Raw genomic sequence first — 16204 nt, 5'->3', positions numbered from 1 at the left:
TTTCCCTGTACCTGTATGCAAAAGCGTTAATGTCCGGCGAACATTAGCGCTCAGCGAGTAATTTGACGACGGTGTGTGCGGTTTCCAAACCCGAGTTTTGATTCTGCCCGGTGACGAAGCGCTGCTCTTCATCGACCACAACCCGTGTTGCAAAAATATCGCGAAAGGCGGTAGCGGCCTCAAATATAGCGCCCGCTTTGCGCAACTCTGTTTCCGGATGCATCGGCGTAACTTCAATACCAAGCTCTTTAATCTGCTTGTCGGTGACACCAGTAACGCGGCGTCCGCTGACCAGGAGATTGCCATCGCTGCCCTTGGCTTGAATCAGACCGAGCGCACCGTGGCAGACTGAACTGATAATCGTCTTTCTGGAGGAATAATAGGCCTGACTGACCAATTGCCCAAGATCCTCGGAATACCCCATGTCATAGGCGGCGCCCCAGCCACCCGCTAAAAAAATAACGTCGTAGTCACTGACATCAACAGATGTGATGGCAATAGAGTTTTTTACCTTTGCCTGAAACACAGTATCTTCGAGAAAGCGTTCATCTTCCGCGCTGCGGATCACCCGACGAAAACTCAGCGGGTCGATTGGAATCTGACCACCTTCAATACTGGCCACATCCACTTCCATACGGGCTGCCTTAAAAACATAGTATGGATGCGTCATTTCTGAGGCAAAGACACCCGTTGCATCACCCTCTGTAGATCCGGGCTCAGCTAGAAAGCCGTGACTAGTGGTAATAATAAGCGCCCGCCCACCAGCAAACTGATAGTGCTCGCCGTTATAATCAGGATGTAAGCCTGCTTTTTTTAGCACCGTTGGCAGCGCGATGGCGACAAGCGCGATGACTGCCACAATAACGATAACCGTCATTTTTAGTTTTTTCATACCACCCTCTGGTCAATAATGGCGGCAGATATCCGAACATTACTGAACGCCTTTTATTATCGTAGTTACACAGAGTGAAACAGGTATAGAACAACACACTGCAGTAACGGCCGTCGAACTTAATTATTTTATCCACGCTTGCTTACACTAGCCTCAGCCGTCGACTTCATATCCTAATCACTATATTTCTATCAAATGGTTAAGCCACCATCGACAACAATACACTCGCCGTTGGTGTAACTGGCTGCATCAGACACCAGGTACAGAACCGTGCCTGCCATTTCCTCAGGCTCTGCGTGGCGGCCCATAGGAATTTGGGACACTGCGGCCTGATAAATGTCATCGTTGCTGAACAAGGCTCCAGCAAATTTGGTTTTGGTAAAACCGGGAAGTAAAGCGTTCACCCGAATACCGTGTGGCGCGCATTCTTTGGCAAAGGCCTTGGTCATATTAACCACCGCCGCCTTGGTGATGGAATATATTCCCTGCATCGCCGCGGGCTGCAGGGCATTGACCGAGGCAGTATTAATAATGACCCCACTCCCCTGCTCACGCATCAATCGCCCAGCCTCTACCGACATAAAGAAGTAACCGCGAATATTAACCTCAACGGTTTTATTGTAAGCAGCTAAATCGGTGTCCAATATATGACCGAAATAGGGATTGGTGGCGGCATTATTTACCAGGATATCCAATCTGCCATGGGTCTCTCGGATGTGAGTAAAAGCCTGGCCGATATCATCCATACTGCCAACGTGGCAAGCGAGCGCCTCAGCGCTTCCACCAGCCGCAATAATACTATCCACAACCGCCTGACAATCGATGAGCTTACGGCTAGACACAATGACGTGAGCGCCCTGCTCGGCCAATAGCTTGGCTATCGCTTCGCCAATACCACGACTGGCACCGGTAACCAGCGCAACTTTTTTACTAAGATTAAATAATTGAGTACTCACAAACACTTCTCCAAGAAAATTTAGGACTAACTAGGCCGCATCACAATAAATAGACTTCGCTGCGTCGGCCCGTGAAACACATGCCTCAAGGGGATGAAAAAACCTTGAGACATCATCGCTATTTTAATTCGCTGGAACTTTTCCCCAACAGCTGGCGAGCAATAATCAACTGCTGAATTTGCTGGGTGCCTTCATAGATATCAATAATCTTTGAGTCACGGGCAAACTTTTCCAAGAGCTCACTTTGGCTATAACCCAATTGCCCGCAGATTTCGACACACTTGAGGGCAACGGTATTGCCCATCCGGCCCGCCTTGGCTTTTGACATAGACGCATTCATTGAATTTGGCAAACGGTTATCTGCCATCCAAGCCGCTTTGAGAACAAGCAAGCGAGCCGATTCCCAATCGGCCTCCAGCTCATACAGGTCATTTTCTAGGGCACTGAGTTGGTGATAATTTTTGTTATATTTAAGCTCTAGACCGCTTTCTTTAAGGAGGTCTTGAGCCAAATCCAAGGCTGCTCGCGCTAGGCCAATCGCCTGAGCGGCAACCAGCGGTCGGGTATTATCAAACGTCTGCATCACCCCGCCAAACGCCTTCTTTCTGGCCGCTGCGGTAGTGGCGATTTCAGGACTACCAAGCAAACTAGACTTGGGTACGCGGCAATTTTCGAAAACAATCTGCGCCGTGTCCGAGGCTCGAATACCAAGCTTGTGCTCTACGCGTGTCACCGTCATACCGGGTGACCCTTTTGGTACCAAGAAGGACTTGATCGCCGCCTTGCCCATTGAGGTATCCAAGGACGCCCAAACCACAACCTGACGACAGCGGTAGCCATCGGTAACGAAAATCTTCTCGCCGTTTATAACCCATTCATCACCATCGAGAACGGCGGTGGTCTTGATATTGGCAGAATCAGACCCGCAGCCCGGCTCCGTAATTGCCATAGCGGCAAACAACTCACCCCACTCGGTCTTTTGTTCTTCGGTCGCCACCGCCTGAACGGCCGCATTCCCCAGCCCTATAACCGGAAGCGCAAGATACAGACCGGCATCACCCCAGCACATCGCCTCGGTGGCAACCGCCATTCGCATGCTATTGCCATTGCGATTGCCTTCCTTGGGAGCATCTGTATCGGTGGTAGCCTGTGGTGAGGACCCAACTTTCAGCAAGGCCCCTAATTCCACGAGCTCTTCTGGCAGCTCCCTCTGCTCTAGCAGGTCGTACTTGCGCGAAATTGGCCGCAGACCGCCCTCGGCAAATTGGTGCAAAAGCCCATCTAAATCTTGTAAATTTTTAGGTAGTTCTAAATTAATCACGTGATAAATCCTTATTCAATTTGCTATGGGGCGAGCTCAGACGATGGCCATACCGCTTAGGACTTGAAGCGCCCGCAGATTGCGATACCAAAGCTCGACGGGGTGCTCCCGTGTGAAGCCGTGCCCACCCAATAGTTGAACGCCATCCGTACCAGTCTTCATACCCACCTTAATTGCCTGTCGATGGGCGAGGTAAGACGTACGAGTAAAATCTAAACCTTGTTCGGCTTGTGAGGCCGCTCGATAAACCATTAAACGCAGACCTTCAAGCTCAGTCGCCATATCTGCCACCATAAAGGCCACGGACTGGCGGTTGGATATCGGCTCGCCAAAAGCCACTCGCTGATTCACATAGTCTTTTACATAATCCAACACCGCTTGGCAGGTACCCACCGCAAGCGCGGCGGTTGCGATGCGGCTTAAACTAAGAAAATGCTGGAGTTTAAAATCATCGCTCAGCACAGCGTCGCCAGAGACCGGCACATCACTAAGACTTAAGCAGTAAAGCGGCAGGGGACGCAGCCCCATATACGCTTCTTTTTCAAAGTCACAACCCACGGTGAAATTATCCAACAGAAAAACCCGCGTTCCCAGCGATTCGCCGACGCTAGATACGGCATTCGCAAACACCAATAATAGCTTCGCCTCTGGGCCGAAGGGCACCAGACTTTTCTTACCCGACAATACCCATGAACCATCGTCTTGTTGACGCGCTATCGTGGCAAGACTCTCTGCGTCACAAGCAATGCCGGGCTCCATCAGCGCGATCCCAGCAGCTACAAAGGTGTCTTGTAACAACGTGGTGGCGACCAGCGCCTGCTGTGGTTCACTACCCCACTTCATCACCGTGTTAATAACAGCAAGAGGCGCGAGTATGGCAAGCGCCATAGACATATCACCTTGCGCCAGATCTTCGGTAAGCAAGGTATTAGAAATGGGCCTATGACCGCCGCCAACGCCGCCTAATTTATCTGGAACGGGCATAAAATTCAGACCCAATTCAGCAGTTTTATCCAGAAACCCCGCCGCTAAGGCAGCGGCTTCGTCGGCATCGCGGGCATTGGGAGCCATTTCTTCACGCGCGAATCGATGCATGACCTCTCTGGTCATGCTCTCTTCTTCGGTCGGTGTTAAATCAAACATAAGGGCGGTTTCAGTCATTATTATTCCTTAGTAATTAAGATCACACTGAGCATGGAGCTACCAAACATAATGCTGACACTCACTGCGAAAAATTGTAAGTCGGTTTACGCTAAAAGCCGAGCTGGCCTAGGCAATCACTGCACGTCAAACTAAGGCTGAACAATGAGTAAGTGACGCCCCACTTTTGAGTGTGACTAGACTCCTTGCAACATCGTCTCGCAAGCGGTGCCTTCAAGTATTTTATCTACCCTTGCGCGATCCTGATCACCCAGCGCACGATAAGCTTCGTTAATCCACACAAGACATTTAGCCTGATAAGGGAAAGCGCGCTGTTCCCAGCGTTCGCCGTCAATTTCAGTGCTCCACGTTTTCTCGCCGGCCTGCACTGCAGCCGCATTGGCCAGCAGCGCAGGGGCATACACCCGCCCCACTTCGGCCAACAATTCCTTTAAGGTATCAGGCTGATCCTCAAGGCGAGTCCAATCGCTGTCTTTAGGATTCACCCCCGACAGATCCTGCATAATATTGACCCAGGCGACGGTACGAGGTGATAGCTGATGGGCAATACGACGGGGACTGGGATCAACCCCAATTAATTGGGTGAGCTGTCCTAAAAGACCGAAATCACCCGCTCCCGGGCGATGGCCGAGCATATAGGGTTGTCGACTCAAATGTTTTTCCATCGCCTGCAAAAAACGCCGATAGCTAGCCTCAATAACTGGCGCGGTAATATCATTTGAACCGACGTAACTCAGCCTAGAAATCTGCCTACTAGTAAATATGGCTTTGAATTCTGCGGCCTGCGCATCGCTAAGGCTTATATCTGCACAAAATGGTAACAAGGTCCCCGCATTGTCGGCATCTTCTTGAGGGTACCAGCGATAATGGAACATATACTTGGTGACCCATTCGTCGGCAAAGTCCTCAATCAAATAGTCAATAAAGGCTAATGCCCGGTCCTGCGGAATGACCGAACGCCCATCATACATAGTCTCTAAGCGTCGAATAATTGGGCTTGAATCGCAGGTGGCGACTGGCTTACCAGCATCGTCTTCAAATAAAAATGTCGGCAAGAAAACCATCTTAGGTTTTTCAATACCCATTTTCTCTAGCACCACTTCTGGCATACCCCAGGTCACCGAATAATGAATATGTCGATACCGCATTAAGGTTATCATTTTTAATGAATAGGGCGATGCGGTTGCGCCTATTAAGCGCAATGGTTCACGTATGAGCATCTTAAACCTCTTAGATACTGTACCTGCAGGCAAGCCCTACAAGCATCCAAATTCAGAGCACGCCCTATTATTTAAATTCTACTCTGCGACGTCGCAATCGTGATTAGACGCGCTACAGCTGGGCAGGTCTGCACAAACAATATACTATTGTCACAACTGATGCCAGATGTTAAAGCTATCCTCAATTTAACTCAAGACGAGAAGACGCAGCGGAACGAACCGGGCCACGCAAACATTAACCTTGATTTGAGTGGCAAGCCTGAAGCGAAGCAGCACTATTAGGAAATCCCCATAAATAGTTGATTAAAACTATTTGAGATGGCAGGTTCACAGCGACTAAAGTGACCCAAGATAATTTTCGTCGTAATTTGGCCCAGCATTTGAGTGTTACAATTAGGTATCGGTATTTAGGGCGGCGAACTTCGTTCTATAAGGTGAGCAGAGCATATAAGATGACTACATCAAATTCGAAAATTGAGCCGGAGAGCGATGGTCGTCGCCAGCGAACAGAACGCAGCCGCACCGCCATTATTGAAGCGTCACTAAGCTTGTTAGAAGAAGGCATTCTGGTACCGACCGCACAGCAAATTTCAGATCGAGCCGGAGTGGGTATACGCACCTTTTTCAGGCATTTCGAAGACATGAATACCCTCTTCGAAGCGGTAGACGATAGCATTCGCAGCCACTACGAAACGCTCATCCTTACCGGCGACCGCAATGGTTCGCTGGAAGAACGTATTGATCATGCTGTAGATCGACATGCCGCTGTTTACGAGCAAGTCGCCAATGTTATTTTATCAGCGGCGGCGCAGCGCTGGCGCTATGATGTACTGCGTAAAAATTATGCTCGCAGTCAACGCGGCCTGCGAAAAGACTTAGATAACTTGCTCCCAGAAATTAAAGACTTGCCCCAATCAACACGTGAAGCCATTGATGCTATTGCCTCGTTTGAGCTATGGAATCGACTTCGGGAACATCAGGGCCAAAGCAAACGCAGCACCATTAGCATTGTGAGCAGTTTACTTAAAACGCTGATTACTCACTAAGTAGTCTATTTCAGGCCAGTCGTCGCCGACATTGACGGCTATAGTCAAATTCCTTTTTCATGCATCAGAAACACCGCTTTTACTTTCTGTCAGCGAGTAGCCGCTGAATTTCTCGAGCAAACAACCAAAGGCGATCCTGGCCCCAAAGTGCAAGTACCTGCTTACCTTCCTCATCAAGTAGCCTAAAACTCGGCACGCCCCATAGACCCGCGTCGTACATCGCCAGGCGATTTTGCTCCAGCTCTGACTCCCACGCAAAGTCGCCTAAATGAGTTTGGGCATCCTTCCAATCCAAGCCAGCCTGTTCGACCACTTTCTGCAAACCGCTAAGTTTATTGGTGTTAACACCCTCGGCAAACGCACAACGCAAAAAGCTAGACAGTAATTCATTGCCCTTGCCCTGCTGACAAGCCCAAGGATAGATCGAATAACATTGCCTAACGGGATGACCAATGGGATCGTAAATCGGACCGAACGCCGTTCCTGCCGCCCTCGCCTCACGACCGCAGTCGCGCATAATATACGTGCCCTTCTCACGGGTGGCGGGCACCCCACGCATCACCATCGGCAGTACCGGTTTAACCACTAGATTCACACCCGTCGTTCTCGCCAACTCCAGCGCGCGATCAAATATAATAGCAGTATATGGGCTGCGCAAAGACGGGTAGATTTCAAATGTCAGGGTTCCGGTGTCTCGCAGCGAGCCAATCTCCATGTCTTTACGGGGAGCAAGTAGCGGCTCACCCGAGCGATTATCTAGACCAAGCTCAGCCAAAAGCGACTCAAGATGGTAGAGACGATCAACGCCCCAAAACCACTCATTGCCGTAGTAAAACATGGCCGCCGAGTAATGCCCGAGCGCGTTACGCCGCGCATTGCCTTGCTCGACTTGGCGAACGGTATCCGCAGGCGCCAGCGCACCAAAGTGATCCGCAAGCGCTGTTAAGGCAGCTTGATCATGATTCCATAGCGCGGTATTCACTGCGACTACACACTCGATAAACCCCGCCGAATCCTGCTTGGCCAATATCGCATTTGCTTGCTCAAGCAACTCACACGCCGGTAATTTTCGCGCAGCAGAGAATTCCAGTCCGTAATGCGGCGCGATATGACCGGCATCCTCTATCGCCAACTTCAATAGCAACTCCGGCTCTGGCGCATTATCCCCAACAGGGCCAGACACCAGATGACAGACTACATCCACATCATAGCGCTCACTAAACTGCTGCAATAACTGCGCGGCAAGGTAGCTATAGCCATCATCTACTTGATGAAAATATTCAATAAGCCCTCTGGATCCTGCCTTTGCCCGCTGCCTTTCATGTTTTTCGCGGGATTTGCGCTGGTAATCGGCATGCGCCAAACGAGTCATAAACAACCTTGACGTCACCCACCGCAGCAGCCGACTTGGCTCTGAGGTCGACGCACCACCCTGATCCTTAAAGGTTTCATTCATTATTCTTATTCCTATATACGCTCAATGCCAATAGACAACACTGCAAGGCAGCCATCAGCGCTAGTGTTCATCGAAGCCGCCACCCAAAGCATAATGACACTATTAATGACATTATCGTGATTGTAACAACTGGCAGGCAATTCAAAAAGTCGTCACTAAAAACATCTCATCGCAAAGGCAGTCACACCGGCCCAGAAGAAACCTGCGCGAAAGACGTACGGAGAAACTAATCGAATATTATACGAAAGGCGACGACAACGTCGCCTATAGACTGGCTGTAAACTTAGAAAAAATAATGCATGCGATAAGAAATTGCGGGAGCGCTGGCATCCTATGCGCTGTTTTTAAAAACCCGAAAACCAACGTAAAACCGCTCCCATAGGGGGAAATAAATTTGGAAGCAATTAATGTCGCGCGCCTAAATCAAACATGCCCCGCCTAAAACTGAAGACTCCTTTCGATATAGCGCTTTATGGAAGGCTGCTAGGAATATCAGAAGGATTTATCAGCCTGAATACCAAAATTGTGGTCTCTAGTACCATTAGAGACTCCCGCTAAATAGCGAGCCTCATACTTCAAACCACCGAAACTCCACCCTATTGTCGGGCCAATCTGGTGCCCCTGCTCATTAAAAGAACCAAACTCCCCAAGGCGACCATAATCATTAAACATCTCGACACCTAGGGTAATTCCACTATCAAGCTTCTTAGATATGCTAGCCCGAGTTTCAATTCCAGTACCGGTGAACGCCTTGTCGCTACCAAACTCCCATGCCCCAATTAAAATGCCACGAATGCGGATACCATTCGCTAGCCCCCATTGATTCGTCCAGTTAACTGCAAACATTTGCGGATTATCACCCCTGCGCTGGCGAATATCGAAGCGCACACCACTTGACCAGATATCATCGTCCACTTGCTTTCTAAAGTTATAAAGCATCTCTGCACGAATGTACTCATACAGAAATTCGCCACGATCACGATACTGTAAAATAATACGGCCTCTGAATTCGTCATTAAAAGCATGTTGATAGTGCAAACGCGACGCCCAGTTGTCTTCTTGGCCGTCTTCATCGGCAGGCGCTAAGGCTATACGGATCTGCATACTACGATCGCCAGCCGTCACCCCCGGGCCATGGACCCCAGACATGTTCGAGGCACCAACATGCATTGCGGACGTTAGTAACAAAAAACTAATCGTGACGGCCAATATTCTGTTCAATTTAGCATCCCCATAGTCTTATATTTTGAATACATTAAAAGCAAAAATCCCTAGCTAAAAACTCTAGGGATCAAGAAGCCATATAATAAACCAAGAAAAGTGATAAATTCATTAAAAACACATTAAATTACAATGAAATAACATACTCTATCATCATAGTTATATGAGTAATTTGAGGATCCTTAAAATTCGTTTTGCAGCAATCAATTCAATCAGTTGTGAGAAATTTTATACGCTTTAGTCAGCTAGTTTAGATCAACATTACTTGCTAGACTAAGAACGATAGATATTACGCTTTGAACCCGCAGTTTGTCACCGCTATATAGCATTTTGAATACTTATTATTAGCTAACAAAGCGTATCGAATCACAACCATTTCTAGCCGCAATCGAGCCGTTTATTAGCTGCTATGTTATCAATCATTAACTATGTCTTAACCTTACGTAGGTCAATATGTATAAGCGTAAACTTTTCTATTTTGGCCTGATCACATCACTAGTCCTGCTACTAGCCATTCTCAGCACGGTATTATCAGCCAATCTTAATCGTAAAAACTTAAAACAAAGTAATATTGCACAGTCTTTATTGGTTGAGCATGAGCGAGTTTCCGGCATCTCATATCGACTATTTAAGCAATTAACCGATGAAGTGATTCTTGGCCAAAGTGCCAACCAGGCTATTGTTCGCAATAAACGCGCTTTAATTAGTCAGTCGCTAAGCACTATTAGACAGCTCGAATTAGAGCAAAGAGAGGCCCTCGGTGTTCAACACACCAAGGGGAGTGTTGAGGATACCGATGAGCTTGAATTACTAATAGACGTGATTATCCAAGGATTCCAACTTGTCTTTATCGGTGGTGATGCAGCGCCCGTTGACCAACAGGAGCGCTTGCGTAGTTTACTGGAAGTGACGATTGACGATGAATTTAGAGAAGCGATTAATGCCGCGGTCAGTAGGCAAAGCAAGGTAGTTGCAACTATAAACGCACAGATCAATACGCTTAATACCGCCATGGTTTGGTTCTCCGGTGGACTTGGCTTAATATCATTTTCTATTATTATTTATGGCTGCTACTGGCTGTTCAATCAGCTTTACCAGCCCATCATTCTAATTCGCAGCGCCGCAAATGCTATTGCATCAGGGGAGTATGACAAGCCAATATCGGAGAAGTTAGATCAGGAGTTCGAAGGGCTTGCCACTTCGATCAATCAGCTCGCCAAACGTTTGAAAGAGCATGAGGCCAATGAAATAAGATCAAGAAAACAACTTGAGCTTGATGTGGAGCAACGTACTAGTGAACTCACTAAGGCAAACTTACAGCTCACTAAAATTGATGCACGTCGACGCCAGTTTATTGCTGATGTGTCTCATGAGCTGCGCACGCCCTTAACTATTATTCGTGGTGAAGCCCAGGTCACTTTACGCATGAGAACCGCAAGCCAGGATGAGTATAAAGAGACTCTATCGGCAATTTTAGAGCAGTCCGTAAATTTAAGTAAGTTAGTTGACGACCTACTAATATTGACCCGCGCAGAAATGCATCAACTGCAACTCCAAATAGAAAGACTCAATGTAGTCACTCTGCTTAGCGCCGAAGTGGGCCGCTGGCAGCGCCGTAGCGATGATAGAATAATATCTTTCACAGTAGACGAAACGCTGAGGGATATCGAAGTAGCCATAGATAAACCGCGTTTTCAGCAAGTGATTTCTATTTTACTCGACAATGCGACCAAATATTCGAAACCTGCCGGGGCGGTGGAAGTGGGTATTACAAAAAATGAAGCACTTATCACTATTACCGTAAAAGATACTGGTGAAGGTATTTCTGCTGCTGAAATTGAAAATATATTTGAACGCTTCGTGCGCTTTAGTCGTATTAACGAGGGCTTAGGATTAGGCTTACCCATTGCCAAAGCGATAGTCGAGGCACATGGGGGGCAGATAACCGTACAATCTATTCAGGGAGAAGGCTCCACTTTTTCCGTTATATTACCTACCGAGTTACCTTCATGAATATTCTTATTGCCGATGACGAAAAACCGTTGACCAATTTTTTGGCTCGCGGTCTCCGGGCAGAAGGTTATGAATGTGTCATTATTAATGATCTACATGAAGTATTGCCTTATATTAAGAAGAACTCCCCCAAAATAGTGGTGTTGGATCGTTTATTTGGATCGGAAGATAGCTTAACTATTATCGCCGCAATTAAAGCCCTGCCCGCGCCGCCGATGATGTTAATGTTAACGGCTTTAGATGAGGTGAGTGAACGAGTGAAAGGCTTGCAAGCCGGGGCCGACGACTATTTGTGTAAGCCCTTTGACTTTGACGAGCTGCTGGCACGTATTACCGCGCTGCGCAGATTGTTGGGCACCTCAGAAAAATCCTCGCGAAATACATTGAGCTTTGCCGGTTTAGAATTGTTGTTAGAGGAGAGAATTGCCTTGCTAAAGGGTGAAGAGCTTTCGCTAACAAAAATTGAATATGAATTACTACTATATTTAATTGAAAATCAGAAAAAAGTGTTAACGAGGGAACGTATTCTAAGTCGTGTTTGGCAAACTCATAGTGATCCCAACACAAATATAGTCGATGTATATATTAGCCGACTGAGACGAAAACTGGATAGTGACCAAACGATCACTATCCAGACTCTGCGTGGCACTGGTTATCGCCTTAGCTTAAGCAGCGCCTAGTCATCACTACCAAGTATTAGTTGATGGGTGATAATAACTTCGGATTCACTACCAAGTTGCGAACACCATGGGAATAATCTTCCTTAAAAACATTACCGTCGCACCAGTCTTTTACCGAGTTAATATCCACGACCGCAACATCTGGCCTTACGCTCCAGCTCACTTTTAAGGGCGACGCTGTTTCATTGTGTGATGGCCCAGTAGTAGAACCTAAATATTCAATCGGTATGCCCGTATCAGTTGGGATATTTGGCGCCTGGTAATAGCCATTTATGGTGCTCACAGTTGTGAGGTCCTTAAAGTCTATCGCCTTTTTGTCATTAGCTAAGACAATCACCTGCCCTTCAACCCTCAGCCCAGGGTTCATCGTACTGTCAGACAAACAGGCACCAAGGGTTGGTCCGGGCTTAATATCGGCGGAGGAGAATACAAAGTGAACTTCCAGGGTATCTCCTGATTGTAAGGAGTCACCCTTAGCCGCACACGTCTCACCTTTGATCGGCTTAAGTTGCGCTGAGCTCAGCTTGCCATCATATACATAGCCGGTTTCCGACCCCTTACCATCTCCATTACCGGCATAAGTAGTGAAGTTTCCGCCTTTATGTTCAGCGTTTTTATGAAAATGGATATTACATAAATTCATTTGAGCCCGGTTTGGCGCAGTGCCAAAAACTCGCTCATTCACGCCAGAGCCTTGATCAATATCGCGCGGAGATTGGGGCCCAAAGCCCTTGCCATCGGTATTTTCTTCTAGGGCAACACGCTGCTTGTCAACCACGCTGTCACTGACACAATTGGCGGACGCTGACATAGACATCACTAAGGCGCCACCGATAGCCAGAGCAATCATGTTTTTCTGAAAATTACAATTCATCGATTTCATAATATTTATTCCTTTAAAAAGTGCAGGGACCGGCCTGTTTAAGTTCAAAGCCCTGCGGCCCCCGATGAGTGAGTGTTATGCCTTTTCTGTTAAAATTTATAGCCAACTGAAACCATATATACGACTGGATCTATCTCAATCGTACTCACCGAACCTCTGTCAGCGCCTGCACTAAATGTCGCTTCAGTATCAATATCTATCCAGCGTACCGCGCCGTTTATGAACCACTTCTCGTCAAGGATGTAATCGGCGCCTATCTGCGCAGCAAGCCCAAAGGAATTATCAAGAGACAGATCACTCAAGCCTGCGGCTTCGTTCTCTGACGAGAATTCTTCGTCATAAATAAAAGTGTAATTTAAGCCAATTCCGGCGTAAGGCTGGAACGCACTGCTAGGCGTATTTAAATAGTAGTTAACGCTAACGGTAGGAGGAAGGTGTGTTACTTCGCCTAGTCGGGCACCATTGCTAAATGACACATCGTGGGTAAAAGGGGTTGCCGCTAGTACTTCAACGTTGATCCTGTCCGTTATGAAGTAAGCAAAGTTCAATCCCAGCTGGGTATCATTTCCAATTTCAAGACTAGCGCCTTGATCAGCGCCGCCGACAAAGACGTTAGAGGTGGATTCATCCGGGCTAACATTTGCAATACCTACGCGTGCGATTAGATTTCCTTTTTCAAATGCGACGACATGTTGTGAGGCAATTAGAGAGGCTAAAACCGCTATAGTGACACCAGACTTTTTCATTTTTTTCTCACAGTAAGTTATCTAAACAAATTCCATATTAGGGAAAGTATCTAAATAACTCTTAACGCCAACATTAAAATTAGATTAAGCAGGGGGACTGGAGAAAGGACATTAAGGGGTGTTGCTAGGCGCGCGGGGATAAATCTACAACTATATACAAGTGGTATCTACTCCCCGGCAAGGCAGAAAACTTAAGACGATGTATGCAGCCTTGAGATACCAAAAAAAACGAAGGAAATCAGTCTTTCATTTTCTCAACCTTAAAAATTTTTACTTTCATCTGTGAGTCACCAGGGGATCGATGGCCTCCTGGTGCAAATGACGTATCGACGTCTAGAATTGTGACGCCACCCCCGCCTCATTGCTTGCAGCATCAAAATTTGGGCGTAGCTTGGTCCGAAATTGATAGTAAATGGGCTCGACAAGCGCCATTTAATTCATGGCATTTAAAACTTCTCTGGTCGAAGTACTTCGACATCGCTCACGAACAAGATCATGGCGTAATTATCGTAATACTTTTCCTGCAGAAAGAGGGAAATTTTAGTCGCCGTATCAGCGTCACACACCACTTCTATGCGAATATTGCCACTTGCCTCCCAGCCGGCATTACGAACCCCACGGGTGCCTTTGCCACGGGCGTCAGTGATGGTGTAGCCATGAGCACCTTGGCGCTCGATATCCCGGATCAACGGCCCTTCGACGGCCGCTTCGGTGATCACGGTCAAGAGCTTGCGTGTATGTCCTTGCATTATTTTTATCCTCCCATAGTCGTATGTGCCCATTGAGCGAGCGCATAATAAATTGGAATGCCAAACAAGACATTGAACGGGAATGTAACACCTAGCGAGGCCGCCAGCGACAGTGTCGGACTGGCCTCGGGTACCGATATCCGCATGGCGGCGGGTACCGCAATGTAAGAAGCACTAGCGGCCAAGGTTGCGAGCATGGTGATTCCGCCAACAGACAGATTCAGCACCAATCCAAGAGCGGTGCCCACTAGCGACGAAAACAGCGGCATCCCAATTCCAAAGGCAACCAGAAATAATCCGTGGCGGCGCAGGCCGCCCACCTGTGTTGCTGTGAGCAAGCCCATTTCCAATAAGAACAGGGCCAGAATACCCTTAAAGAGATCAAAGAACAGCGGCGTGATTGAAGACAATCCCTCCGGTCCCGCAGCCCAACCAATGAGCAGGCCGCCCACTAGCAACACAATGCTTTTTCCTAAAAAGACTTCGTGGCCAACCTCTCGCCAACGCGTCTGCCGTGACAAACCTCGCGCCAAAACAATACCAACTAAAATGGCGGGGATCTCCAGCAACACCAAAAGTAGCGGCATGTGCTCTTCAAAGGAGACCTGGCGGGAGCCGAGAAAGGCGACTGCCACTGCATAGGTGCCAACACTCACCGAGCCATAATGTGCGGCGATCGAAGCCGCATCTGCCCGCTTGAAGCGGCCCAGATAAAGAAGTACTGGAAAGGCCAGCAGGGCAAGGACAAAGCCCATTGCCACCACAGCCACCATATCTGGCAGTAAATCTGCGAAGGGCTGTTTGGCTAGTTCGATACCACCCTTGAGACCGATGGCGAGTAGTAACAGAATACTCACAAATTCATAAATAGACGCCGGAAGACGCAACTCCGAACGCAGTAAGCCGGCGACGAGACCTAGCAGAAAAAACAGGATAATAGGGTCGGTCACATTCATTGTTAATCTCTATTCTGTCTTTGCGATTAATTTGCAGCCAGGTCAGCGACCTGACTAAATATGTAGAAGCATAATGATAATTTTATTATTGCATTGACGCGGCTGTGCATGACCTGCAGATTCTATCCACCGCATCGCGGATATTCCACCGACCAGTATGCGACATCGGATAAACGCCCTGTGTCACTGCTCTTGATTCCCCCTCTGCTCCGGCGCGGCGGCGTCCACATCTGGCTGAAATAATCGCCCCGTGGCAGCATCTTGGAACCAAGCTGGCATCAGGTAATGTGAATTCTGTGCCCCCAGACGGTCCATTTCATTTCTTAGCTCAGACTCAGACGTCCTACTGGGAAAAACCGGGATAAAACGCCCTGACGGCGGTTCGTGCTTACGGGCGCTAAAGTGCTCAATCAAGGATTCTAAAAGCAAAAGGCGGCAAATAGCATTGGCATCCTTTTCGTCTGCTGCGCCAAGCCAGCAGATCGTCCAAATACCCTGCAGCCCGGCGCTCTCCTTGATGCAAATATCCTGATCAACATGCTGATTCGCCATTACTAGGACATCTGGGGTGTCCACCACCATATGCGGGTCAAGCCATATCCCCAGCAGCATTTCAGCACTCATTACAGGATCATGCTGACTCTTAAACAATAAGAAGTTGTTCAGCCCAATACCCGGGCGAGGGATATCGTCTAGACGCCCTACCAGTGCTAACATATTCATATGATATTCCTTGTGCCCTGCCGGCTCCCGGAGGCGCGTTTTAAACGGTCACGTACGGCTTCCCATGCCATTTCGGACGGTGGTTGCTCGACTAACAGATACTCACAAGCCCAGGTATCGACTTCTCGTAGATGTGCATAAAGCGACTGCCCGCAGCTCTTGGGATCGCTGGGCATCATCA

At 48.1% G+C, this 16204-nt stretch carries 16 protein-coding genes; 3 read left to right on the top strand and 13 right to left on the bottom strand.

Features of this window, described 5'->3' with window-relative positions; translation table 11 throughout:
• Positions 1-43: 43 nt before the first annotated feature.
• The 5 genes from ACI955_RS14895 to ACI955_RS14875 all read right to left on the bottom strand — a co-directional run bounded on the left by ACI955_RS14895 (position 44) and on the right by ACI955_RS14875 (position 5550).
• Positions 44-892 (bottom strand): type 1 glutamine amidotransferase domain-containing protein, encoded by an 849-nt coding sequence (locus tag ACI955_RS14895; RefSeq protein WP_415244534.1) that lies wholly within the window; start codon positions 890-892, stop codon positions 44-46.
• Positions 893-1083: 191 nt separating this feature from the next.
• On the bottom strand, positions 1084-1848 hold the full coding sequence (locus tag ACI955_RS14890) for an SDR family oxidoreductase (RefSeq protein ID WP_415244533.1): 765 nt from the start codon (positions 1846-1848) through the stop codon (positions 1084-1086).
• Positions 1849-1966: 118 nt separating this feature from the next.
• Positions 1967-3169 carry an acyl-CoA dehydrogenase family protein gene (locus ACI955_RS14885; protein WP_415244532.1) on the bottom strand — a complete coding sequence of 401 codons (1203 nt, stop codon included), beginning with the start codon at positions 3167-3169 and terminating at the stop codon, positions 1967-1969.
• A gap of 36 nt (positions 3170-3205) precedes the next feature.
• Complete coding sequence (locus tag ACI955_RS14880; protein ID WP_415244531.1) at positions 3206-4330, bottom strand: acyl-CoA dehydrogenase family protein; 1125 nt, start codon at positions 4328-4330, stop codon at positions 3206-3208.
• A 176-nt stretch (positions 4331-4506) separates the two neighbouring features.
• Entirely contained in the window at positions 4507-5550 is a 1044-nt protein-coding gene (locus ACI955_RS14875) for a glutathione S-transferase family protein (RefSeq protein WP_415244530.1), read from the bottom strand.
• Between the two features lie 452 nt (positions 5551-6002).
• Between ACI955_RS14875 and ACI955_RS14870 the strand changes: the two genes are divergently transcribed.
• A complete protein-coding gene (locus ACI955_RS14870; RefSeq protein ID WP_415244529.1) occupies positions 6003-6596 on the top strand; it encodes a TetR/AcrR family transcriptional regulator in 594 nt (197 codons plus the stop codon).
• A 79-nt stretch (positions 6597-6675) separates the two neighbouring features.
• Here the strand turns inward: ACI955_RS14870 and ACI955_RS14865 are convergent, their stop codons facing one another.
• On the bottom strand, positions 6676-8052 hold the full coding sequence (locus tag ACI955_RS14865) for a DsbA family protein (RefSeq protein WP_415244528.1): 1377 nt from the start codon (positions 8050-8052) through the stop codon (positions 6676-6678).
• Between the two features lie 492 nt (positions 8053-8544).
• Complete coding sequence (locus ACI955_RS14860; RefSeq protein WP_415244527.1) at positions 8545-9201, bottom strand: hypothetical protein; 657 nt, start codon at positions 9199-9201, stop codon at positions 8545-8547.
• 525 nt (positions 9202-9726) lie between these two features.
• On the opposite strand from ACI955_RS14860, the gene ACI955_RS14855 reads away from it, so the two are divergent.
• Entirely contained in the window at positions 9727-11286 is a 1560-nt protein-coding gene (locus ACI955_RS14855) for an ATP-binding protein (protein WP_415244526.1), read from the top strand.
• A complete protein-coding gene (locus tag ACI955_RS14850; protein ID WP_415244525.1) occupies positions 11283-11966 on the top strand; it encodes a response regulator transcription factor in 684 nt (227 codons plus the stop codon). Before ACI955_RS14855 ends, ACI955_RS14850 begins: the two co-directional genes overlap by 4 nt.
• A gap of 16 nt (positions 11967-11982) precedes the next feature.
• Here the strand turns inward: ACI955_RS14850 and ACI955_RS14845 are convergent, their stop codons facing one another.
• The 6 genes from ACI955_RS14845 to ACI955_RS14820 form a co-directional block, all read right to left on the bottom strand.
• Complete coding sequence (locus ACI955_RS14845) at positions 11983-12849, bottom strand: delta-class carbonic anhydrase (RefSeq protein ID WP_415244524.1); 867 nt, start codon at positions 12847-12849, stop codon at positions 11983-11985.
• Positions 12850-12938: 89 nt separating this feature from the next.
• A complete protein-coding gene (locus ACI955_RS14840; RefSeq protein ID WP_415244523.1) occupies positions 12939-13595 on the bottom strand; it encodes an OmpW family outer membrane protein in 657 nt (218 codons plus the stop codon).
• 446 nt (positions 13596-14041) lie between these two features.
• Positions 14042-14344 carry a P-II family nitrogen regulator gene (locus ACI955_RS14835; RefSeq protein WP_415244522.1) on the bottom strand — a complete coding sequence of 101 codons (303 nt, stop codon included), beginning with the start codon at positions 14342-14344 and terminating at the stop codon, positions 14042-14044.
• Between the two features lie 5 nt (positions 14345-14349).
• Positions 14350-15300, bottom strand: coding sequence for a sodium-dependent bicarbonate transport family permease (locus ACI955_RS14830; protein ID WP_415244521.1), 951 nt, complete (start codon positions 15298-15300; stop codon positions 14350-14352).
• Positions 15301-15483: 183 nt separating this feature from the next.
• Entirely contained in the window at positions 15484-16023 is a 540-nt protein-coding gene (locus ACI955_RS14825; protein WP_415244520.1) for a hypothetical protein, read from the bottom strand.
• Positions 16020-16204, bottom strand: a 185-nt coding sequence (locus ACI955_RS14820; RefSeq protein ID WP_415244519.1) for a Sua5 family C-terminal domain-containing protein, incomplete at its 5' end; no start/stop codon positions are given. The genes ACI955_RS14820 and ACI955_RS14825, both read right to left, overlap by 4 nt.

This window comes from Zhongshania sp., from assembly GCF_047636175.1.
Taxonomy (GTDB): Bacteria; Pseudomonadota; Gammaproteobacteria; order Pseudomonadales; family Spongiibacteraceae; genus Spongiibacter.
This window is presented reverse-complemented; position numbering and strand designations above follow the sequence as displayed.

Bases quoted from the DNA above. Each gene is read 5' to 3' on its own strand.
- ACI955_RS14895 (WP_415244534.1), bottom strand. From the start codon at position 892: ATGAAAAAACTAAAAATGACGGTTATCGTTATTGTGGCAGTCATCGCG.
- ACI955_RS14880 (WP_415244531.1), bottom strand. From the start codon at position 4,330: ATGACTGAAACCGCCCTTATGTTTGATTTAACACCGACCGAAGAAGAG.
- ACI955_RS14875 (WP_415244530.1), bottom strand. From the start codon at position 5,550: ATGCTCATACGTGAACCATTGCGCTTAATAGGCGCAACCGCATCGCCC.
- ACI955_RS14870 (WP_415244529.1), top strand. From the start codon at position 6,003: ATGACTACATCAAATTCGAAAATTGAGCCGGAGAGCGATGGTCGTCGC.
- ACI955_RS14865 (WP_415244528.1), bottom strand. From the start codon at position 8,052: ATGAATGAAACCTTTAAGGATCAGGGTGGTGCGTCGACCTCAGAGCCA.
- ACI955_RS14860 (WP_415244527.1), bottom strand. From the start codon at position 9,201: ATGTCTGGGGTCCATGGCCCGGGGGTGACGGCTGGCGATCGTAGTATG.
- ACI955_RS14855 (WP_415244526.1), top strand. From the start codon at position 9,727: ATGTATAAGCGTAAACTTTTCTATTTTGGCCTGATCACATCACTAGTC.
- ACI955_RS14850 (WP_415244525.1), top strand. From the start codon at position 11,283: ATGAATATTCTTATTGCCGATGACGAAAAACCGTTGACCAATTTTTTG.
- ACI955_RS14845 (WP_415244524.1), bottom strand. From the start codon at position 12,849: ATGAAATCGATGAATTGTAATTTTCAGAAAAACATGATTGCTCTGGCT.
- ACI955_RS14840 (WP_415244523.1), bottom strand. From the start codon at position 13,595: ATGAAAAAGTCTGGTGTCACTATAGCGGTTTTAGCCTCTCTAATTGCC.
- ACI955_RS14835 (WP_415244522.1), bottom strand. From the start codon at position 14,344: ATGCAAGGACATACACGCAAGCTCTTGACCGTGATCACCGAAGCGGCC.
- ACI955_RS14830 (WP_415244521.1), bottom strand. From the start codon at position 15,300: ATGAATGTGACCGACCCTATTATCCTGTTTTTTCTGCTAGGTCTCGTC.
- ACI955_RS14825 (WP_415244520.1), bottom strand. From the start codon at position 16,023: ATGAATATGTTAGCACTGGTAGGGCGTCTAGACGATATCCCTCGCCCG.